We start from the raw sequence: 22,898 nt of genomic DNA, 5'->3' as shown, positions 1-22,898 counted from the left end.
TTTACAAGTTTAGTATACACCTTGTGAAAATCGCTTTCAATATCTTGTATACACTTAGATTTTAGTTTCTACTTGTATTTTAAAAACTGTAACGATTGAAAGTAGTTTCAGAAACAAGCCATCCTACTGGTATTTGGCGAAGATTTTCTCCATCAATCCTGCTTGGAGAAAGACCAGCAAACCAAAACCAAAGAGGATAAAAGCTGACCCACCCAAAAGGAGAGTGAAGGCGGATAGATAAAGAACCATCACTATGAGAAATAGAATGGCTAACATGAGGAAGAACCATGGAAAGTTAAAACTTGCCAAGATAAGCCCTTTTTGCAGCACTTCTTTCCAAGACAAATCATAGCGCGCAGCGATGGGATAACTAGCCAACATCACGAGAGTGAGGAAGATGAGAATCCCCAAACAAATAGCTTTCACAACCTGGAAAGGCAAAGCTGTCTGACCCCAGAAGAGATAGAGATCTAGAAGGCTTAATGACACAATGCCTAACTCTAACAGACCTAACTGAAGCCCCAGTTTCAGATTTTGCTTGAAGGCTCTTAGATAAGTTCTAAATACTGGTACCCGTCTGCTTCTCTTAATCTCAAACATGGTTTCATAGAGGCTGATTTTCGCCACTCCAATCGTTACGATGGGCAAACAAGAGACGACAAAAAGAAGATTGACTGTCACGATATCCAAGACCTTCTCACTGAAACGCATGAGAAAATTATCTGTATCAAATGCTGCCTTGATAAGGCTTACTCCTTTTTGTGCCATGTTTGCTCCTCCTGATTCTTTTAATCAATCAAAATTTTAAAGAGATATTTGCGAACCTTTTCTTCCATCCCTGCGTAGCCATTTGGCTGGTGAGGTTCTCCTGGGAAGAAAATCGCAAAATTGTGATAGCCCAACAAAAGTGGGTATTTTTCATGACAATGGACAAAGCCAATGTCGCTCGCTTCGTCGAATGCTACTGCCTCGTCTTTGATACGTGAACCGTAGCTCGAGTATTCATGTCCTTCTACCAGCAAATGCAAGTCTGCATAGTTCTTATGATGCTCAAATTGATCATTTTCAGCTTGATTGAGGACATTTTCCTGAACAACTAGAAAGACCTTGTCCCCGTCAATCTCATACTTACCGAGTTCGAAAGAATCCTTACGGTGCTGATAGAGATAGTCGATAGCCTTTTCTAGATTGGGATGAATCCCTTTGTAAAAGGCGATGTTTTTCAAATCGTCAAAAATCATACTGTTTCCTTCGTTTCTGATAGTTACTAGTTTTCAGTTCCGAATTATCCTTCCTCTATTTCCCTGTAACAGTGCGGACGGAAGCAAATTCCTTCGGAATTTCATTCCTAATTTTTGAGCCTTTCACTCCTTCATCGTCAGTCTCAAAAATTCCGTCTAAGATAAGCGTTAATTGCTTATCTTAGATACCACTAAAGCGGGAAATAGTTACCCTAAAACGAACCTACTCTATCTAGCATCATGAAAAGAGTTCATTCTTAAGTTTATAAGTGTCTGACAAAACTTCACGAAGTAACTGCATACTCTCCATTTTGTAGACACTTATAACTCTATATTTCCATGGCATGTCAAGACCACTTCTGCAATCTTGATACACTAATTTACTTTTCTTAACCTTTGACCGCTCCCATAGTTATACCTTGAGTGAAGGATTTTTGGAAGACAAGGAAGACGGTTACGATTGGCACGGCTGCAAGAGCTGCACCTGCCATGATCAACCCATAGTTGGTTGCCATTTCGGCCTGCATGGTCGCAACCCCGAGTGAGATGGTCAAGTTTTGACGTGAAGTCAACATAACCAACTGCATGAAGTAGTCGTTCCAAGTATTGATGAAGGTAAAGATTGCAAGGGCTGCAAATCCTGGTTTCACGATAGGGAAGGCTACGCTCCAGAAGGTACGAATTTCACCACAACCGTCGATTTTAGCTGATTCAAGCAACTCTGTTGGAATATTTTCACTGAACTGTTTCATGAGGAAGACCCCGAATGGCCATCCAATCAAAGGCAGGATAACTGCCCAAAGAGTATCGTGAATTCCCATGAAGTTGACGATACGTACCAATGGTACAAGGACAACTTGTTTTGGAAGAGCCATGGCAGCGATAAAGACTGCAAAAAGAATGCGCTGACCATAGAAACGTTTTTTAGCCAATACATAACCTGCTAGAGAAGAGGTTGCACAAACCAAGAACATAGTTACTAATGAAATAAATACAGAGTTCCACATCCACTGCATGGCAGGGTTTTGCACCATGAGTTGTTGGAAGTTTTCCATTGTTGGAGCTTTAGGGAACCACTGTGGCGGAATCATAATGGTATCCGGTTGTGATTTGAAGGCCCCTGTCAAAATCCAGTAGAATGGAAAGATGAACAGCACGGTCAACAAGAGCAAGATAATCGTTGAAATAACAGTGAAAGCTGTTAAGGGTTTCTTTTGTGTAGATTGCATAGCTGTCTCCTTTCTTTAGTATTCTACGTCGTTTCCGAGGATCTTGAATTGAGCAAAGCTGACAATGGCAATCATCACTGCCAAGAAGACACCGATGGTATTTGCATAGCCGTATTCTGTCAATTGGAAGGCTTTTTCGTAAAGGTAGTACATCAAGGTACTTGTTGAGTAGTTTGGACCACCAGAAGTCAAGAGCTGAATCAAGGCGAAACATTGGAATGAGTTGATAGTCGTAATAATCGCGATGTAAAGAGTTGTTGGAAGAAGGCTAGGCCATTTAATCTTCCAGAAGACTTGGAATTCAGTCGCACCGTCAACACGCGCTGCTTCAACTAGTGAGTTGTCAATATTTCCCATAGCAGCGATATAAAGGATAATCGGTTGACCAACAGATGTTGTCAAAAGGATGATCATAATCGCTAGCAAAGCCCAGTTTTTGTCACCCAGCCAAGAAATGTTTTGGCTGATGACATGGCTTGACTTAAGGACAAAGTTCAAAATTCCTGATAGAGGGTCATAGATCCATTTCCATACAACCGTTACGGCAACACTACCTGTTACAACCGGTAGGAAGAAGACGAAACGATAGAAAGAACGAGCAATAGCATTTTGATGATAGGTTTGAGATGCTACAAAGAGCGAGAAGAGAACCACAATCGGAACAGATCCAATAACCAGGATAACGGTATTGATCAAAGACTTCATAAAGACAGGGTCTTTAAACATGCGAATGTAGTTGTCAAAGCCTACAAACTCAAATTTAGTCATGGAGTAGTTAAAGAAACTTGTAATGAATCCCATAATCATAGGAGCCAAGACAAAGATGACAAAGAAGAATAACACTGGTGCTAGGAAAGCGTAGGAAATCACTGTTTCCCGCATACGAATTTTATTGACTTTCACAGTCGGCACCTCTCTTTCAAATAGAATAGTTTTTGATTTTCTTGAACTGTTTTAAAACCAAAATGAAATTTTTTAAGATTCGCTTATGTAAGAACTTCATTTTAATTTCGTGACAGTTCCTACCATTTCAAACAAAAGTCCCCCTTTTCTTACACCATAGTGCACAGGGAAAAGGGGGGAATCAATCTGACTTAGTGCTTATTGTTTTGTAGCTTTTTTAATTGTTTCGTTAGCTTTTTCAGTGAAGGCTTTCAAAGCATCCGCTGGTTTTTCGTCACCATTTGATACAGATTGCAACATTGGGAACCAAAGTGTTCTCATTTCAGCAAATCCATCGATAGTGTTGTAGTATGGTGAGTAGTATTTAGTCCAGCCACTGATTGTTTCCATACGTTTGTCTTCATAAAGTTTGCCAAATGAAGTACGAACTGGGAAGGCACCTGTACGAACTACGTCTTTAGGACCCCATTCTTTGTCATCTGCGATGAATTGAACGAATTTCTTAGCAGCTGCGATTTTCTTATCGTCTTTGTTATTAAATACTGCAAATCCGTTTACAAGGTATTCAAGAGATGGTTTACCAGAGTCTGATGGGAATGGTACTTCTACCACGTCTACCTTACTTGCTTCCAAGAGTTTCGCTTGGATACCGTTTTGAGCTGGTGCCCAAAGGATTGTGTATGAAGTTTGACCGTTGGCAAAGTTTTGGATATCTGCTCCACCGTCAAATTGTGAACCGTTGTTCAATAGACCGTCTTTAATCCAGCTAGCAGCTTTTTCAAGACCTTTGACGAATTTAGGATCGTCTGTTGTATATTTGGTTACGTCTTTGTCTGTTACAGAACCGCCATAAAGGTTTGCAATGAAGGCACGTGTTCCTTGGTCTCCCCCTTGACCAGAACTGAACAATGAACCTGGAGTGTAGCCTTTATCTTTAAGCGCTTTCAAAACTTTTTCAAAGTCATCAGTTGTCCAACCTTCTTTTACAAGGTTTGCAACTCCAGCATCTTCCAACATTTTCTTGTTCATAGCCATGTAGAATGGAGCTGAACTGATTGGATACATGTAAGCTTTGTCTCCAGCCTTACTTGCTTGTACGATATTTTCGTTGTTCACATCTTTGACAAATTCGTCTGTGAAGAGGTCGTTCAACTCAGCCAATTTACCATTTTTACCGTATTGGATGATACGTCCTGGTGCGTCAAAGAGTACGTCTGGCGCTGTTCCCGCTTCGATAGCTGTTGTGATCTTTTCTGGACCTGACTTGAAGTCGATGGTTTCCAATTTCACTTTTACATCTGGATTTGCTTTTTCAAAAGCTTCGATGATTGATTTTTCATAAGTTCCAACACCGTCACCAGTTTTTTCTTGTGTGAAGACTGGGAATGCCCACCAAGTGATTTCTGTTTTTCCGCTATCGCTACCAGAATTTGCAGCATCTTTGCTTCCACCAGAGTTACCACAAGCAGCAAGGCCAAGAATCGCAGCACCTGCAAGTACTGTACAAGCTAGTTTTCTAAATTTCATCTGTATTCTCCTAATTTATAAGCGTATCCATATTGGATAATGAGTTCTTTATATTTGTATACGTTTTCATTTTCTCCGACGCATCGACCACTCTCCTCTTTTTTGAGATTGTGTTATTTAAGACCGGCAACAAAGCGTTCCGTAATCTCTTTTGGTCTAGTAATAGCTCCACCAACAACGATACCTCGCACCCCATACTCAAGGATTTGCTTAGCTTGTTCTGGTGTATGAATTTTCCCTTCAGCGATGACATCCACACCTGCTTCACACAGTTTTTTGATCAGTTCAAAGTCTGGACCATCCACTTTCGGACTATAAGAGGTGTAACCTGATAGGGTTGTTCCAACAAAATCAATTCCGGCTTCAACTGCTGCTATACCCTCTTCAAAAGTACTGGTATCAGCCATTAAGAGTTGATGTGGATACTTTTCTTTGACTTGTCGGATAAAGTCTTGAATTTCCAAACCGTCGTAACGTTCACGTTTGGTGCAATCCAGAGCAATGACCTCAATGTCTAGTTCAGCCAACTCATCAACTTCTTTCATAGTCGCTGTAATGAATGGCTCCTGTGGCGGATAGTCACGTTTGATGATCCCGATAATCGGGAGTTTCGTAACCTCCTTAATCTCCTTGATATCACGAACACTGTTTGCTCGGATACCGACTGCTCCACCTTGCTCAGCCGCTTTGACTAGCAAGGGAATGACTCCTCCCGCTTCTGTATAAAGCGGTTCGTGAGGAAGTGCCTGGCAAGAGACAATGATTCCATCTTTGATCTGTTCAATCAAGGCTTCTTTGCTGATCTGTGGCATCCCCTTTCCTCCCTTTCTTGTTCTTATGGGCTTATTATATATCATTTGTTAAGCGCTTTCAATAGCTTGTAGTAGAATAGATTTCAGTTTCAAAACTATTTTATAGAACAGACTATCCTGAAAGTAGTTTCAGACCTCTTATGATTTCGAATCAACCTAAATTTAATAAAGAAAGATAGCAGGCTGAAAAACCTGCTATCTCTTCCGATACCTAGTCAAATAGCTTTTACTTATTATTCTTTTCTCTTCTTGCCAAATGCAAACAAGGATAAAAGAACACCTGCAAGACCAAGGGAAATCAGTGAGCTTGTTTCCTTGCTTCCTGTATTTGGAAGTTCATCTTGTTTAGCGGCTGGCGCTTGATAGGTCACATCTTGGCCTAGAGACAGTTTGTTGTCTGCAGCTACTAATACTAGATTGGTGTCTCCCTTGTACTCTGGCACTTCATGGACTGCTGCCTCAGCGCCATTGACACCTCCCTTATACTCTGGCAGGTCATTTGAAGCTGCCAAGACAAAGTTAGCACCTCCTCTATATTCCGGAAGTTCGTTTGAGGCTGCTAGAACTGCATTGACACCACCCTTGAACTCTGGAAGTTCATGGACTGCTGCCTCAACAGCGTTGACCCCACCTGTAAATTCAGGCTTTTCAACCGTTGGCGCTGGTTCTTCGCCTACTGTTGATAATGGACCGGTGTACTCTGGCATCTCTGCCACTGGGGCTTCCTCAGCATTGACTCCACCAGTGAATTCGGTTTTTTCTACTGTAGGAGCTGGTTCTTCACCTACTGTTGCCATTGGTCCAGTGTACTCTGGTATCTCTGCCACTGGGGCTTCCTCAGCATTAACACTACCTGTGAACTCTGGAACCTCATGGATAGCAGCTTCACTGCCATTAATACCATCGCTTAGTTTAGAGCCAGCTAAAGAAACTGGTAAATTGTGCATGCTTTCAATTGCACCCTCAGCTAGACCTGTAATCCTTTGACCCATATCCTCTGGGTCTATTGTGAATAAGAGAGTTTTTGTATCGTACTGAGTCATAAAGGTTGCTGTCTTGCCATTTGCCAATTGAAGGGTCGGAGCCTTGTTTACCAATACTTCCGAATCGAACTCCATGGCAATGATGCCTGGCCATTTTTGGATAGCATATTTTACTTTTGCTTCTTTAGGAGAAATTCTGTCTTTGCTTAAGAAATCCCAGTTGAATTTCTTATAGGATAAAGTATAATCGTTTTGATTGCCATCCGCATGCTCATAAAGCAAACCATATTCGCCATTTCCGAGTTCTTGGAGTGAGTTGTAAGCAAACTTACCACTTTGTATAGGATTGTGTTTCAGCCATGTCAACTCACCATTCTCCTCAACACGAGCTAGGTGAACCAAACCATTGTTTCGTCCAGGACCACCAGCATTGCTGAGTAGAATGTATTCCTTTCCTTCATGCATGGTGTGAATTGCGGACATTTGAACATAAACGTCTTTTACTTGAGGATATCGTTTGATTTCCTTATCCCACGTTGCTCCTCCATCATGACTGGTCGCAACCTGAAGATCACCAGTCAACCCACGCATAAAGAGCTTGAGATCCCCATTATTCAACTGAACAACAGTCGACTCCGTATTTTGGGCACCTGGATTATTCATGGTTGAAGAGTGAATGGTTTGGTTGCCTATTGGGCGGTTATCATTAACTGCTTCCCCTGCTTGCCATGTTTCACCATGATCATCTGAATAAATTACACGAGATGATTGTGAACCACTTAGGTAGGAAACGTTGTTTGTTGTATAAACTGGAATCACCAGTCTTCCCTTATGAGGTCCTGTACGCAAGGCAATCCCCGTACCAGGTCCAGTTCCTAGGAAGTGCATCCAATCTTTCCGAATCCCATGTGTAATATCTTTTGGTGCAGACCAAGTCTTCCCATCGTCATCACTGTAGGACATCCATAGGTAGTTGGTATTGGAAACTCTAAAAATATTCTTTTCGCTATATTCAAAATAAATATTTCCGATTAGCTCATTCCCTTTATACAAATCTCCCTTATCGCTGTAGGCTGGTTTTTTAGGGTCAACGACAACACGATAATCTGTCTTTCTATTTTGAGGGTCGAAAACCTCTCCGTTTTCTCGAATCGTATAGCGACCTGATTCTCCTTGCTTATATAAAACTTGATAAACTTTATCTCCCACCTGTTCATAAGCTTTCGGAGCTTGCCCTGGCAGAGAAAATACTGCCTTACTTTCAAGGAACATGTCATAAATTGCAAAAATTCTCTTTGTTTCAGGGTCTTGCACCAAGGCCATATCAATATTGACTGGAGATGGCCAATCTGCATGTTTAGCATGCTCATTGTCACGAGGATTTGAGATTACGATTCGGTCTCCCCATGTTTTTCCATTATCTGAGCTGCGACGAACAACCATTCCAATATCTCCCCAGTCAGAATGGTGCAAACGTCTTTCATCCGTTCCTGCAATCAGCGTTCCTTTATCTGTCTTGAGAAGAGCTGGGATACGATAACTCTTGATACCATCTTTATTTGGTTGATTGTTCCTACCACCTTCAAAGACGTCTTCTTTCTCAGTGACTTTTGCTCCCTCAGGAAGTTTCTGTTCCAATTCACCTCTTTCAAATAATTGACTCCGTGTTTGAACTTCATCTGGGCTTAAAGCACGATCATAAACAGTTAGGTTTCGAACTTGTAGGTTTGATGCCCAAACTGTTTTATTGCCCCGTTTGGTTGCTCCAAGTTGAGCTTGATTAACATCTGGCATATCTTTAATGAAGTTACCAGATTTGAGACTTGTACGGGATAAGACACCGTTCACATAGAGACGAACTCGACCATGAGGTAACTCCGTTGTCGGTTGTTCAACAGTAAAGGTCACTGAATTCCATTGTCCAGGGCGAACTTTCAAAGGAGCATCTGTATACTTATCATAGAACTGCTCCCCGTTAGCGCCACGCCCTTCAATAAGAGCTGTATTATCAAGGACCGAAATAGTAAAGTACTCATTTTCCTTGGTGTCACTGGATACAGAGAAGAGATTGTAAAAGCGTGGAGCTGATGCATCTGGTTTGAACTCCATGTGAACTGTAGCATTTTTTAGTTGCTTTAGTTTGTCTAGTTCATTTGATAAATCAACTCTCTGACCATTTGCTGCATTGGTTTCAACATCTTCTTTTTCAAGGACAGGATTAGCATTTTTTAAATCTCTTGAGTAATAGTCACGAGGAATAGCACCCTGATCCTCTGATTCCTCTTCCTTATTTGCTTCTTCTGCAGGGGTTTCCGTAGAGGATGGGGTTTCTGACTCTGCACTCTCATTTTTTTTCAAATGGTCTTGGTCCACCTCAACGCCGTTGTCTTGAGCTGCTGCCAATTTACCAGCCAAATCTTTATCCAAATGAGCAAGATCTCCCGAGGACGCTTCTTTTGGCAATTCTGATAAACCTTGACCAGGCTCGACAGTTTCTGTATTGGCCCCTGCTGCATTGGCTTGCTCTTGAGCTAAGACTGGATTTGCTCCAAATACTACTGTACCAATCACTACAGATGCCGCCCCAACTGCAAATTTTCGAATTCCGTATCGCTGTTTCCGATGTAAAGATTTGTAATTCATGTTTGTCCTTTCATTTTTCATAAAATAAAGCGCTTTCTTTTTCTTTGAAAATTTTTATTGTCTCTCAAGAGACAAGTTTTACAAGAAAGTATCCAACTTAATGAGAGCTCCCAATCCTCTCCCATTTTCTGCTGAGCCCGAGTTTTTAACCACCCGGCAGCCTTTTTCCTCCTTTCACAAGTGACTTTTCCTTTATTATACAATAAAGTCTTATATTTATATCTGTGTTCCCACAGAATAGATTTTACTTTTAAGAATATTTTAATATTTTAAATTTTCTAAAAGTACTTTCAGGTTTTGGACATAAAAAGAGAGCTCCTGGGCTCTCTCATTCATTATCTTACGTACTTAAAAGGAATCTCACTGCCACAGAGCCAGTTATAGACTTGGTCATTGACAAAAACATTCATGGCTTCGTGAGCATACTCTGGCATGATGCGATAGGCCTTGTCGCAAGTTAGGCGGTTGTAAATCGCAAACTGGGTAATAGGATAGCAAACATCGTCATCCAAGCCCGTAATCATCTTGACCTCTCCTTTGATACGATGGGCAAGATTTTTCACATCGATATAGGCAAGGGTCGCCATGATTTCCTCCTCTGTTTCATGGAAAGGATCGTGGAACTTGAAATAACGGAAGAGTTCGTCATAGGCCTCACTAGTATTGCCAATCTCAAGCACCCGTCTAAAGTCTGACAAGAAAGGATAGATGGCAACTGTTTTCTGAATCCGAGGATTGAGCGCTGCTGCAACCAGGGCTAAAGCTCCTCCTTGTGAGGCACCATAGCTAGAAAGTCTTTCCTCATCTACCTGTGGCAGACTAGCAACAATTTCGATCAACTGGTAAATATCCAGATAGACATCCTTATAAAAGAGATGCTCCCGACCTTCCACAGCACCACGGATGATATGTCCCTTAACCGTATTTCCTAGTGGAGAGCGCGAGCCGTCTTGCGAATAGCCCGATTGGCCTCGAACATCCATAGAAACAACACCGTAACCAGCCACAGTATAGGCCAGCATGTCGGTCCAGTCCCAACCACGTCCCATATAGCCATGGAAATGGAAAATTAGAGGAACTTTCTCATCACTCTTTGGAAGGACGACCCGTGCATAGACCTTGCCTTCATTGGTTCCTTCAAAAGTGAGCTCATTGCACTTGACTTGGGGAATGTGGAAATCTCTTTCTTCCAACTGGTAGGCAGGAAGAGATGAAACTTTTTTGAGTTCCTCATCCCAGAAAGCATCAAAATCTTCAGGAACCTCATCCCGTCCTAGATAGGTCTTGATTTCTTCTAACAAAGCTGGATTTTTCATAGCATGCTCCTTCTATTTTGTAATCGCTATCACAACTCTAGCATATCTGGGAAAGCAATGCAAGAAAGAATGCTAAATAGAAAGTGATTTTAGATTCTCTTTCCTCAAACAGAGCGTCTGAAAGTAGTTTTAAAATCTTAACCTTCTAATCTTCCGTTTTACATATGATCCTTCACAGCAACTGCTACCATTTTGGCTTTGGCACGGACTTTAGTAGCCACTGTCATCTCCATAGCAATAATTGCTTTTCTTTCCCCTAATTCCTCCAGAGTAGAAGTAACCACAATTTCATCTTCAATTGGACTAGGACTAAGGTAATCAATCTCCAAGCGAGCTGTAATAAAACGTCCTATCACAGTTGATTCCGTCAGTTCCAACCCTTTTTGGTGATGGGCAAACCAAGCTGCTGAGGCCGTGCCATGGCAATCAAAAATAGTCGCTATCATTCCTCCAAAGACATTTGATGGAACTCCACCAGTATAAGCATTTTCAAGCTTTATCCGACTAATACAACTCTTTCCATCTATACTTGGATAGGTTTTTAAATGTAAGCCTAAATCATTCTTGGGACCACATCCCCAACAATGCTGAAATCGTTCTCCATACCTATCTTGGATAGCAATCGTTCTTCTTTCTAACATTCTTTTCACTCCTCTTTACTCAGATGGGGCAATTATATCAAGCTTCAGTCAAAGAGTAAATAGGCTTGGAGACTAATATCTTTTTATCACTCGACTAAGTTTGATTTATAGCCGACCATTTTATAAAAATAAAAAGAGCGTTTCCGCTCTCTATTTATCAATAGGTGCTAGCTCCTTTCTCTAGTTTGAAAGTCTGAAATTTCTTTTGGTAGGTTACTTTAATAGTCATGTGAGAGTCCTCGTTTCTTTTTGATAACTCTAGTATAAGACCCAAACCTAAAAGCTAGCTTATAGATTTCTTAGAAAAGGCTTAATCCAGATGTTCTCTTTTTTCTAGGTGGAGAGCAATCATCCGCCACTCCGGATCATCTCGCCATCCTTCTATTGAACTAATGTAGCTGGCAACCTTCCTGGCTTCTTCTAAAATTGGAAAATCTTCGATAATATCAGCCACTTGAAACTCTGGAAGTCCTGACTGTCTGGTTCCAAAAATCTCACCAGAACCACGCATTTTCAAATCTTCCTCCGCAAGGACAAATCCATTGGTGGTTTCTGTCATGATGCGCATGCGGTCCTTCCCAGAGTCCGTCTTGGGATTAGCCACAAGAACAGCATAGGACTGCTTGTCCCCCCGACCAACACGACCTCTGAGCTGGTGAAGCTGGCTGAGGCCGAAGCGATCGGCATCCATGATAATCATGACGGTCGCATTGGGAACATTAACCCCAACCTCGATAACCGTCGTCGAAACCAGAATATCCGTTTTTCTCTCTTTGAACTCCTGCATGATCTGGTCTTTTTCGTCACTCTTCATCTTACCATGTAGAAGAGCCACTTCTGCCTTACCAGTAAAATGAGCCGTCAACTCTTCTGATAAGGCAATGGCATTTTTCAGATCCAGAGCTTCAGATTCCTCAATCAAGGGAGAAATGACATAGGCTTGAGAACCTTTTTGAATTTCCCCCTCTAACCAAGTCAAGACCTGAGGCAGCTGCTCATGCTTAATCCAGCGCGTCACAATCGGCTTCCGCCCTGCTGGCATCTGGTCAATAATGGAAACATCCATATCTCCAAAGGCTGTGATAGCCAAGGTTCGTGGAATGGGCGTCGCCGTCATCATGAGAACGTCAGGATTGTCCCCTTTTTCCCGTAAAATACGCCTTTGGCCCACACCAAAACGGTGCTGCTCATCGATGATAATCAAACCAAGACGAGCATAATCAACCCCATCCTGTATCAGAGCGTGGGTTCCGATAATAAAGTCAGCCTCACCCTTGGCAATGGTCTCTAAAACTTCTCTTTTTTCTGCAGCTTTTAAGGAACCTGTCAAGAGAGCGAGTTTCAAGTCTGGAAAAAGGTTCTGTAAACTCTCAAAGTGCTGCTCTGCTAGGATTTCAGTCGGTACCATGAGAGCAGCCTGGTAGCCTGCTGTCACCGCCGCAAACATGGCTAAGCCAGCGACTACCGTTTTTCCGCTCCCCACATCTCCTTGCAGGAGACGATTCATGTGGTGGTCGGACTTCATGTCGGTCAAAATTTCCTGCAAACTTTTTTCCTGAGCTTGGGTCAGGGCAAAAGGCAGGCTTGTTTTAACAGCCTCCACTTTTTCCTGAGACCATTCCAGAACCAGACCGCTTCCTTGAACTCTATTTTCAGACTTGAGCGTCTGCAACTGCATCTGAAAATAAAAGAGTTCCTCAAACTTGATACGGCGAAGGGCCTGCTTGTATTCTGCCAAATCCTTTGGAAAATGCATAGCACGAACTGCCTGACAACGGGACATGAGTTTGTATTTGTCCAGCAAAGACTGGGGAAGATTTTCCTCTATCAAGAGGTCCAGTCCCTGATCAAAAGCTGTCTTGATGACCTTAACCAGACTGGCCTGACTGATTCCCTGAGCCAGACGATAAACAGGTTGGAGGTCATCTTCCACCTGAGCCAGAACCTTCATCCCAGTCAGACTGGCCTTGGCACGGTCCCATTTCCCAAAGACAGCAAGAGTTGCACCCAACTCTATCTTATCAGCCAGATAGGGCTGGTTAAAAAAATTCACCGCAAAAACGACCTCTCCCTGCTTGAGGCTAAAACGCAGGCGATTGCGCTTGAAACCATAATACTGGACACTAGCAGGGGTCACGACTTGACCAGACAGAACCGCCTTCTCCCCATCTTCCAATTCCAGGACCTGCTTGGTCTTGAAGTCTTCGTAACGGAAAGGAAAGTAGAGCAAGAGGTCTTGCAAGTTTTCAATCCCTAGTTTGGCGTATTTCTCTGCTGACTTTGGTCCCACACCAGGCAAGACATGCAAGGGTTGGTGTAGATTCATGCTCTACTCCTTTCTTTTTAATAATATTCTCTCGGAATGCGGTCGCTGAGGAGGCAAACCACCTCATAGTTAATGGTTCCACGGTAGGTCGCTACCTGAGTTGCTGTGATTTCCTGGTCACCATCGGAGCCAATTAAGGTGACTTTTGTTCCTAGCGGGTAAACCTTAGGCAAACGAATGGTGATTTGGTCCATAGAAACTCGTCCGACGATTGGGCAAGCTTGGCCATCTACCAAGACAGTGAAATTTTGCATATCTCGTGTCCAACCATCCGCATAGCCGATTGGCACGGCCGCAATGACTTGCTCACTATCCGCCTGATAGGTTGCTCCATAGCCCATGCAAGCTCCAGCTGGAACTGTCTTGACATGAACAAGGGCAGACTCCAAACTCAAGGCTGGTGTCAAATCATAGGGTAAGTCCAAGACCTCTCCACTAGGATTGAGACCATACATGGCATCTCCCATACGGACTGCATTGAAAATAGTCTCAGCATGCCAGAGGGTCGTTGCTGAGTTGCTGGCATGAACCAGCTCTGGAACTTCCTTCATACTTGCCAAAATAGTTTTAAAGCATTCTAACTGGGCATTAAAATAGTCATCTGATTCTTCATCTGCAGTAGCAAAGTGGGTAAAAATCCCCTCAACACGAGCGCCGTGTTGTTGGAGCAAGGCTTGAGCCTGCTCTGCCTCACTGGAATCTCGAAAACCAATCCGTCCCATCCCTGAGTCAATCTTGAGGTGGACAGTTAAGCCAGATAAATCTGTCTCCCTAGCTAAGAGCGCTTGAATCCACTCCAGCCCAGCCACTGTCAAGGTGATGTCGTATTCTTTAGCAAGAGAAACAGCTTCTAGCTCAGAAACTCCTAAGATGAGAATTTTCTTGCTGAGTCCAGCCTGACGAAGTTCGATGGCTTCATCAATATTGGAAACACAAAATCCATCAACATCGTCCTGAATCGCCATCGCAACGGCAACAGCCCCATGACCATAGGCATTGGCCTTGACCACTGCCCACTTGAGCGTTCTTTCAGGGATATGAGCCCCCATTTGCTGAATATTTTGTCGAATAGCTCCCAGATGAATCAGAGCCTTGGTTGGTCTATGTGGACTAGCTTTCATGATTTTCCTCCAAAATGACACTGGCTGTCACAAACTGATCTGTATGGCTGATAGATAGCCAAATCTTTCCTGAAAATGGTGCCTGACTAAAATAAGGCGCGCCTCGTTCATTGTTCAAAACTTCCAAATCCTGAAAGGTCAGTTTGCCAATTCCTGTCCCCATAGCCTTGGAAAAGGCCTCCTTAGCCGACCAGCGGCCTGCCAAGTATTCGATCTGCCTGCGCCCTTTGAGACTGGTAAAACGCTCCAATTCTTTAGGGGTCAGCACGCGTTTAGCAAAGCCCTCACGTCGTGTAACTGCGTTTTCTATCGAAGCCAATTCTTCGATGTCAATTCCGTGTCCAACTATCATACTCATAAAAGGAGCTGAGATTCCCCCAACTCCATCCTTTTCACTTATTTTGTTAAGGTGGTATAAATTTCTTCTACCAAGGCTACTGTATTTTCCCAACCTAGACAAGGGTCAGTTATGGAGCAGCCAAAGACCTCTGGTTGGTTTTGGCGACCGTCTGCTAGGTAAGATTCGATCATAAAGCCTCGAACCGTCTTTTTAATCTTTTCATTCCAGTCACGATTCAGCAAGGCTTGACGAACAATGCGAACTTGTTCCATATACTGCTTGCCTGAATTGTCATGATTGGTATCGATGATAATGAAGGGATTTTCAAGTCCCATAGTCTCATAGCGATTGATGGCATTTAAGAGGGTTTCATAGTAGAAATTGGGTTCATTTTTACCATATTCGTTCATGGCACCACGAAGGATAACGTGGGCCAAAGGATTTCCTGAAGTTTCCACTTCTTGGCCATGGTAAAGGAAGGTTTGCTTGTTTTGAGCCGCATAGATGGCATTAAACATGACCCCAAGGTTCCCAGATGTTGGATTTTTCATCCCAACCGGAGCATCAATACCAGACGCTACAAAGCGGTGTTCTTGGTCTTCCACTGAACGAGCCCCTACAGCATGGTAGCTGACCAGGTCATCAACCAAAACGAGATTTGACGGATAAAGCATCTCATCAGCTGTTGTCAATCCCGTCTCCGTAATCACACGATAGTGAAGCTGACGAACAGCCTGCAAACCATTGATGAGACTAGGCGCTTCGCTGGTATTTGGTTGATGAATCATGCCTTTATAGCCATCTCCATTAGTACGAGGTTTAGCCGTATAGACACGCATCACGATAAAGATTTTATCTGCAACTTTTTTCTGCAAGTCTGCTAAGCGACGAGCATATTCAAGCACTGCTTCCTCATTGTCTGAAGAGCAAGGTCCCATCACCAAAAGGATTCGGTCGTCCTCACCCGAGATGATGGCTGCCAACTCTCTATCGCGGGCTTCTTTCTTTCGCAAGGCTTCAGGTGACAACTGGGTCGCAGCCTTGATTGCTTCAATATCAATTTCTTGACCTTTTTCGATAAATGCCATCTTACTCTCCTAGCGTTTGGTAAATTTCGCGAACAAGTGCTTCTGTGTTGTCCCATCCGAGACACGGATCTGTAATGGACTTACCAAAAACTTCTGGTTCATTTTGACGTCCATCTTCTAGATAGGACTCAATCATAAAACCACGAACATATTTTTTGATCTTCTCATTCCAGTCACGGTTGATCAAGGTCTGACGAACGATACGGATTTGATCCATATATTGCTTACCTGAATTGTCATGATTGGTATCGATGATGATAAATGGATTTTCCAAGCCCATCTTTTCATACTGGGCAATAGTATCCATCAAATTGTCATAGTAGTAGTTAGGAATATTTTTCCCGTATTCATTCAAGGCACCGCGAAGAATGGCGTGGGACAATGGATTCCCTGTTGTTTCCACCTCTTTACCGAGGAAGAGGAAACTCTGTTTATTTTGCGCTGCGTAAATCCCGTTAAACATAACATTGAGATTTCCAGATGTGGGATTTTTAAATCCTGTTGAAAAATCTGCTCCACTCGCTACAAAACGGTGCTGTTGATCCTCTACAGAACGAGCTCCAACAGCCATATAAGAAATCAAATCATCCACCAGCGGAAGATTTTCAGGATAAAGCATCTCATCCGCTGTTGTCATACCCGTCTCGGTAATCACACGGTAGTGCAGTTGGCGAACAGCCTTGATTCCATTAATCAAGCTAGGAGCTTCTGTCGCATTTGGTTGATGAATCAAGCCCTTATAGCCATCTCCATTGGTACGAGGTTTAGCTGTATAGACACGCATGACCATAAAAATACGGTCTTTGACCTCTTCTTGCAAAGCAGATAGACGCTTGGCATACTCGAGAACCGCCTCTTCGTTATCAGATGAACATGGTCCAATCACCAAGAGAATACGCTGGTCTTCCCCACGGATGATGGCTTCCAATTCCTGGTCACGTTGATTTTTTCTCGCAAGAGCCGCTCCTTCTAATTTAGACAAGGCGCGAACTTCTTCAATGTTAATTTTAGGACTTTTAGCTTTAAATACCATGATTCATCTCCTTATAAAGCAAACGGACACCAAGCAAAAAATGATTTTTACCAGGTATCCGCCTGTATCTTATCTCATATTATTGTCTCTTACCATGACAGTTCTTGAATTTCTTACCTGATCCACATGGGCATTGGTCATTTCGTCCGATTTGGCTCAAGTCCAAATCTTCTGGAAGGCTTGCCTGCTGCGCTGCGATATTACGAGTCGCAGTTGTACTGATATTGTGTTCAGTTTGCGGACGTTCTTGTTCATGGATTTGTGCTTTCATCATCAAGCGGGTCACATCGAATTCAATCGATCCAATCATGTCGTTAAACATGCGGAAACCTTCTGCTTGATATTCTACAACAGGGTTATTTTGAGCATATCCACGAAGACCAACAGCATTTCGCAACTGGTCAAGAGCATCGATATGGTCTGTCCACTTGTTGTCTACAACACGTAGAATCAAGACTTTTTGGAATTCTTTCACTGCATCTTCGTCACGAAGCTTAGCAACTTGGCTGTCATAGACTTTCAAGGCACGTTGGAAAAGTTCATCTTTGATAGCTTGGTCTGACAGACCTGCAAGGTCTGAACGGCTAATTGAATCTTCTGGAAGCAAGTTATACTTAGCGAAGTTCAGGATTGCTTCCAATTTTTCATCTTCCTTAGAACGAGCATGTGCATCCACGATACGTCCAATGGTACGACGAATCATAGCATGGATTTCTGGTGCCAAGTCACGATCTGCAGTAATGACATCATAACGTTGTGCATAGATAATCTCACGTTGTTCACGCATAACGTCGTCATATTGAAGGACTTGTTTACGAGTGTCGTAGTTGTTTCCTTCGACACGTTTTTGAGCTGCTTCAACTTGACGCGTTAACATGCGAGATTCGATGGCTTCGTCAGACATGTTGAGTCGTTCAAAGACACCTTTCAAACGTTCTGAACCGAAACGTTTCATCAAATCATCTTCAAGAGACAAGTAGAATTGTGACTCACCTGGGTCTCCTTGACGTCCTGAACGCCCACGAAGCTGGTTATCAATACGGCGACTTTCGTGGCGCTCTGTACCAATGACACAGAGTCCACCAAGTTCGCGAACCCCTTCACCAAGCTTAATGTCGGTACCACGACCGGCCATGTTGGTTGCAATAGTAACCGCACCACGTTGACCAGCGTTCATGATAATTTGAGCTTCTCTATAGTGGTTCTTCGCATTCAAGACTTCGTGAGGAACACCTGCTGCTACTAATTTCTTAGAAAGGAAATCACTCGTTTCAACGGCAACTGTACCTACCAAGACCGGCTGACCTTTTTGGTAACGAGCTTTTACATCTTCAACTACAGCCTTAAATTTCGCATCCAGACTTGCATAGAGAAGGTCTGAGTGGTCGATACGTTGAATTGGACGGTTGGTTGGGATTGGGATAACACGAATGTTGTAAATTTCGCGAAATTCTTCTTCTTCTGTTTTACCAGTACCTGTCATACCTGCCAATTTCTTATACATACGGAAGAGGTTTTGGTAGGTAATAGAAGCTGAAGTCTTAGTCTCATCTTGGATTGGCACACCTTCTTTTGCTTCAATCGCTTGGTGCAAACCATCAGAGTAACGACGACCTTCCATGGTACGACCTGTAAATTGGTCAACGATCAAGATTTCCTGCTCTTCACTAACCACATAGTCGATATCGAGAATCATGATATAGTTGGCACGGAGGGCATTGTCGATAAAGTGAGTAAGAGCTACATTTTCAATGTCGTAGAGATTTTCTAGTTTGAAGTAGCTTTCAGCCTTGTCAATACCAGAATCTGACAAACCGATCGTCTTAGACTGAACGTCAATGATATAGTCGTCTTTGTCCAAGGATTTCACGAAGTGGTCTGCCATATGGTAGAGTTGGCTTGTTTCAACTGCGTTGGCACCTGAAACGATCAATGGTGTACGAGCTTCGTCGATCAAAATTGAGTCAACCTCATCGACCAAGGCATAATTGAGTGGACGTTGCACCATGTTTTCTGCACGAACGACCATGTTGTCACGAAGGTAGTCGAAACCAATCTCTGAGTTGGTTGAGTAGGTAATATCGCAAAGGTATGCCTCTTTTTTCTCCATTGGAGATTTGGCTGCCAAGTTAATCCCTACTGACAAACCGAGCCATGAGTACAATTCACCCATTTCAGTCGCGTCACGTTCTGTTAGGTATTCGTTGACTGTAACTACGTGAACCCCTTTACCTGCAAGGGCATTGAGGTACACTGGCATAGTCGCTGTCAAGGTCTTCCCTTCACCCGTACGCATCTCTGGAACGTCACCATGGTGAAGAACGATTCCCCCCATTACCTGAACCTTATAAGGGAAAAGCCCGAGGACACGTTTTGCTGCTTCACGTACTACCGCAAAAGCCTCATATAGCAATGAATCAAGTGATTCACCCTTATTGTATCGCTCTTTAAATTCGTCAGTTTTCGCTTTTAGTTCTTCGTCTGACATTGCAGCCATTTGGCTCTCATAGTTAAGAACCTTATCAGCCATCTTTTCCAGACGACGAAGTTCTCCTTTATCATTTTCAATAATCGTTTTTAAAATATTAGCCATGATTTTCCTTACTTTTTATTCTGAATATTTTAGAATGTTCTTTTAATTTTAGCATATTTACCATTATTTTTCAAGAAAGAATCCTTAATTTACAACGGAAAAGGCCAGCTGAAATTCAGTTTTTTTTGCATCAATCTTCTGTGGCTACCTTTTTGTTTTTTGTTCGAGATGCATGCTTGATGATCCAAGCACAACTTGGACTCAGCTCCTCCTTTTGCCAAGTTTGAAGAATCCTTTCAAACTTATCAGGATCTTCCTTGTATAAATCATTTAGATTATTGGCTACGCTTTTTTGAATGGACTTGTCTCTATCATCCTTTAGATTGGTCAGAATAGTGGTGAAATCCTCAAAATAATCCAATACCACGGTTTGTCTCTTAGCCCAAGGCAGACGGATACGCATACATTCGCTGGCAAGTCTGCGAACGCGCAAATTTTCATCCTGACTCCATTCTAACAGCAAAGTCATTGTAGCTTTAGGATAGCGAGCTAGCAAGGGCCTCATAGAAAATTCTCCAGTAAATCGCTTGGTTAGTTCCTTACTAAAGGCCGCGCTCAATTCAAATTCCTTGTCCCCATATAGCTCTACATATTTTCCGATTGGCCAAAGCCAATATCCTTCTGAGAACATACCTAAACCACCCTCCAACTCGGGACCCAAAATTTTCTCAAAAACCTTGAGAGAGTCCTGATAAGATAGGGGAAGACAATCTTTGATACTTTTAGCCAAGAGTTCTTGACGCTGGCTAAACTCCAACTCTTCCAAGTCTTTTTCTACCAACAACCTAAACTTTTGTCCATCAAATGCAGGGGACGCTTCTTTCAACCGTCGACTCAAATCCCTAGCATAAGCCAAGTCATAATAATCTTTTACTTTTTTCGCCATTTTTAAATTCCTTAATCTTCTGTTTACGGAAGCTATTATATCATACAGATAGCTCGTCAACAAAATCATTTTCATATCTCCAACTATTTTAACAAGGAAGAAAAAAGGACTAGAAGCTAGTCTAGTCCTTCATTTCTTAATGTTTAATTTCCCAAGAATACAGGCAATATCCCAAAATACCAAAAGAGATTGATCCAGAAGGCCAAGCAAAAGATGATGCCAAAGATGAGAAGACTGATTTTTTTAATCAGCACAGAGTATAGGATAGATAAAACTCCAAAAACCACAAAGAGTTTTTTCATAACGAAATAATATACTGAAACTCCTCCTATTTGCCAATCCCAAGGAAGGAAAAACATGAGGAACCAGAGAAGGCAAATCGTAAGAATATATCTCTTGTAGTGCGCTTCAAGAAAGGCTTTTGTTTTCTCCATAGCAAACCTCCATTTCAGTCACTGTCTCTTCCCTTTTATTATACCAAAAAAACCTGGAAAAAGCTTTCCAGGTTTGAGTTTAAAATCACTAGTCATGCTAGAGAAATTCCTTTATTCATAGGCTGATTCACTTTATTGACTTGATGAAGATGTTCCAAAATCGACCTTAGGAACTGTCTTGGCTTCTTCTGTTTCTTTAAAGGTTTCAGCTTCTTTAAAGTTCATCATATTCGCAAAAAGCACGGTTGGAAAACTTCTCAACTTTTGATTGTACTCGGCTGCGACTTTATTATAATCCTTGCGTGCTACAAAGATACGATTTTCACTTCCTGAAAGTTCGACCATTAGTTGCTCAACATTTTGATTGCTCTTGAGTTCTGGATAATTCTCCGTCAAGGAAATCAAGCGGGAAAGAGCAGAGCTCAATTCTCCCTGAGCCTTTTGGTTTTCTTCCGAAGTTACTGAGCTACTACCGATTTTAGCTCTAGCATCAGCAATCTTGGTAAAGACTTCGGTTTCATGATTCATTTGTCCTTTAACAGACTCTACCAAGTTACCAATCAAGTCCGAACGACGTTGGAGGGCTGTCGAGACATCGGCCTGAGCCTGCTCCACTTTAGTCTGTTCACCAACCAGACCATTATAGGTCGTCACTGCGGAACAACTTCCCAGAACTAGTAGTCCAAAGAAGATCGCCACTATTGAGAGAATTACTTTATGTTGTTTCATATCAAAACCTTAACACTTTCTTTTATCAACTTTTCTGAGAAAACACTCAGATTTTAAATCAATTTCCCAAACTTTGTTTTTATTATTAATTAAGGAGTGAACTGTTGCAAAGGAGTCACCTTATTGCATGGAGAAATCGGTTTGAACAATATATGATCACTCACCAGTCATCAGACGAACCACCGCCATCGAAGCCACCGCCGTCCCAACCTCCAGATGAATCGGAGCCCGAATCAGACCAAGAGGAACCTGAGTCTGATGAGTCACCGCCCCACCAGCCACCGCCAGAATCATCTCCACGTGAACCACGACCACCAAATAGAAATCCGATAATCATCACGATGAAGTAAATGAGAACTCCAAATACGATAACTCCGTCGCTCGAACTGCTTTTTCGATGACGTCTCGAAGAACTCCTCTCACCAGCATACCTTTCAAGTTCCCTTAAGCGACTAGAGTTGGTGGTATAGTCGTAACTACTTTTAGAACTTGAAGCAGTTGTACTCGATCCACTATAAAACATGTAGTTGAGATTGTTTGCTATAGAAAGAACTCCATTGCTGTAGTCTCCCTTTTGAAAGTAAGGTCGTGCTGTTTTCAAAAATCTATTGGTCTGATAGTCAGTGATCTTACTGGCCACATTATTACTGGTTTCAATCCGTGATTTTCTATCCTCAACAGCGACCACAATCAAGACACCGTGATTATCTCCCGAATAGCCAATCTTCCAAGCCCTAGCTGTTTCATTGGCTACAGTCTCGATTGTTTCTCCATCTAGGCTTTTCACAACGTAAACACCCATCTGGAATTTTTCTGATTTTTTACTATTTACATTATTCAATTCCCGAATCTGACTTATAGTCTCATCCGTAAGATAGTGATCCGGGTCATAGATCCCGTACTCAGGTTTTTCAGGTGCTGTAAATGCTGACAAGAAGAGAAAGACCATCAGCAACCCAAGCAATCGAACCAACAAACTATGTTTAAATAATCTGCCTTTTTTCATAATAACCTCCCTGGTAAAGGAAAATTGATTTAAGGAATTATAGCATT

At 42.5% G+C, this 22,898-nt stretch carries 19 protein-coding genes; all 19 read right to left on the bottom strand.

The annotated features are described in order from the left end of the window. Positions 1 to 123: 123 nt before the first annotated feature. Positions 124 to 768: a YesL family protein gene (locus Q4443_RS04715; protein ID WP_084873407.1), complete on the bottom strand. Its 645-nt coding sequence runs from the start codon at positions 766 to 768 to the stop codon at positions 124 to 126. A 20-nt stretch (positions 769 to 788) separates the two neighbouring features. Beyond that, positions 789 to 1,241 carry a YhcH/YjgK/YiaL family protein gene (locus tag Q4443_RS04710; protein ID WP_061865648.1) on the bottom strand — a complete coding sequence of 151 codons (453 nt, stop codon included), beginning with the start codon at positions 1,239 to 1,241 and terminating at the stop codon, positions 789 to 791. A 389-nt stretch (positions 1,242 to 1,630) separates the two neighbouring features. After that, positions 1,631 to 2,470, bottom strand: a complete 840-nt coding sequence (locus Q4443_RS04705) for a carbohydrate ABC transporter permease (protein WP_001192118.1) — start codon at positions 2,468 to 2,470, stop codon at positions 1,631 to 1,633. 15 nt (positions 2,471 to 2,485) lie between these two features. After that, the gene (locus tag Q4443_RS04700; RefSeq protein ID WP_161800720.1) at positions 2,486 to 3,352 is read right to left on the bottom strand and encodes a carbohydrate ABC transporter permease; all 867 of its coding nucleotides are present in this window, start codon (positions 3,350 to 3,352) and stop codon (positions 2,486 to 2,488) included. A gap of 219 nt (positions 3,353 to 3,571) precedes the next feature. Then, the gene (locus Q4443_RS04695; protein ID WP_049505648.1) at positions 3,572 to 4,900 is read right to left on the bottom strand and encodes an ABC transporter substrate-binding protein; all 1,329 of its coding nucleotides are present in this window, start codon (positions 4,898 to 4,900) and stop codon (positions 3,572 to 3,574) included. A 113-nt stretch (positions 4,901 to 5,013) separates the two neighbouring features. Beyond that, a complete protein-coding gene (locus tag Q4443_RS04690; RefSeq protein WP_001135645.1) occupies positions 5,014 to 5,712 on the bottom strand; it encodes an N-acetylmannosamine-6-phosphate 2-epimerase in 699 nt (232 codons plus the stop codon). 233 nt (positions 5,713 to 5,945) lie between these two features. Then, complete coding sequence (locus tag Q4443_RS04685) at positions 5,946 to 9,338, bottom strand: SIALI-17 repeat-containing surface protein (RefSeq protein ID WP_303408032.1); 3,393 nt, start codon at positions 9,336 to 9,338, stop codon at positions 5,946 to 5,948. Between the two features lie 335 nt (positions 9,339 to 9,673). After that, positions 9,674 to 10,654: an acetylxylan esterase gene (locus Q4443_RS04680; protein WP_049519014.1), complete on the bottom strand. Its 981-nt coding sequence runs from the start codon at positions 10,652 to 10,654 to the stop codon at positions 9,674 to 9,676. A gap of 158 nt (positions 10,655 to 10,812) precedes the next feature. Then, positions 10,813 to 11,295, bottom strand: coding sequence for a thioesterase family protein (locus Q4443_RS04675; protein ID WP_049519015.1), 483 nt, complete (start codon positions 11,293 to 11,295; stop codon positions 10,813 to 10,815). Between the two features lie 310 nt (positions 11,296 to 11,605). After that, positions 11,606 to 13,621, bottom strand: a complete 2,016-nt coding sequence (gene recG, locus Q4443_RS04670; protein WP_049519016.1) for an ATP-dependent DNA helicase RecG — start codon at positions 13,619 to 13,621, stop codon at positions 11,606 to 11,608. A 17-nt stretch (positions 13,622 to 13,638) separates the two neighbouring features. Then, positions 13,639 to 14,742: an alanine racemase gene (alr, locus tag Q4443_RS04665; protein ID WP_303408031.1), complete on the bottom strand. Its 1,104-nt coding sequence runs from the start codon at positions 14,740 to 14,742 to the stop codon at positions 13,639 to 13,641. Continuing rightward, positions 14,732 to 15,094: a holo-ACP synthase gene (gene acpS, locus Q4443_RS04660; RefSeq protein WP_008293557.1), complete on the bottom strand. Its 363-nt coding sequence runs from the start codon at positions 15,092 to 15,094 to the stop codon at positions 14,732 to 14,734. Before acpS ends, alr begins: the two co-directional genes overlap by 11 nt. A 44-nt stretch (positions 15,095 to 15,138) precedes the next feature. Beyond that, positions 15,139 to 16,170 carry a 3-deoxy-7-phosphoheptulonate synthase gene (locus tag Q4443_RS04655; RefSeq protein ID WP_000864031.1) on the bottom strand — a complete coding sequence of 344 codons (1,032 nt, stop codon included), beginning with the start codon at positions 16,168 to 16,170 and terminating at the stop codon, positions 15,139 to 15,141. A 1-nt stretch (position 16,171) separates the two neighbouring features. Further along, entirely contained in the window at positions 16,172 to 17,203 is a 1,032-nt protein-coding gene (locus tag Q4443_RS04650) for a 3-deoxy-7-phosphoheptulonate synthase (RefSeq protein ID WP_000231306.1), read from the bottom strand. Between the two features lie 79 nt (positions 17,204 to 17,282). Further along, positions 17,283 to 19,796 (bottom strand): preprotein translocase subunit SecA, encoded by a 2,514-nt coding sequence (gene secA / locus Q4443_RS04645; RefSeq protein WP_001284115.1) that lies wholly within the window; start codon positions 19,794 to 19,796, stop codon positions 17,283 to 17,285. 130 nt (positions 19,797 to 19,926) lie between these two features. After that, a complete protein-coding gene (locus Q4443_RS04640) occupies positions 19,927 to 20,682 on the bottom strand; it encodes a DNA alkylation repair protein (protein ID WP_049519018.1) in 756 nt (251 codons plus the stop codon). A gap of 143 nt (positions 20,683 to 20,825) precedes the next feature. Further along, positions 20,826 to 21,116 carry a hypothetical protein gene (locus tag Q4443_RS04635; protein ID WP_000415958.1) on the bottom strand — a complete coding sequence of 97 codons (291 nt, stop codon included), beginning with the start codon at positions 21,114 to 21,116 and terminating at the stop codon, positions 20,826 to 20,828. A gap of 132 nt (positions 21,117 to 21,248) precedes the next feature. Further along, positions 21,249 to 21,845 carry a LemA family protein gene (locus tag Q4443_RS04630; protein WP_049519019.1) on the bottom strand — a complete coding sequence of 199 codons (597 nt, stop codon included), beginning with the start codon at positions 21,843 to 21,845 and terminating at the stop codon, positions 21,249 to 21,251. Positions 21,846 to 22,005: 160 nt separating this feature from the next. Further along, positions 22,006 to 22,851, bottom strand: a complete 846-nt coding sequence (locus Q4443_RS04625; protein WP_049519020.1) for a YgcG family protein — start codon at positions 22,849 to 22,851, stop codon at positions 22,006 to 22,008. Positions 22,852 to 22,898 lie beyond the last annotated feature (47 nt).

Origin of the sequence: Streptococcus sp. GP0011 (assembly GCF_030546305.1) — a bacterium.
Lineage (GTDB): Bacteria > Bacillota > Bacilli > Lactobacillales > Streptococcaceae > Streptococcus.
This window is presented reverse-complemented; position numbering and strand designations above follow the sequence as displayed.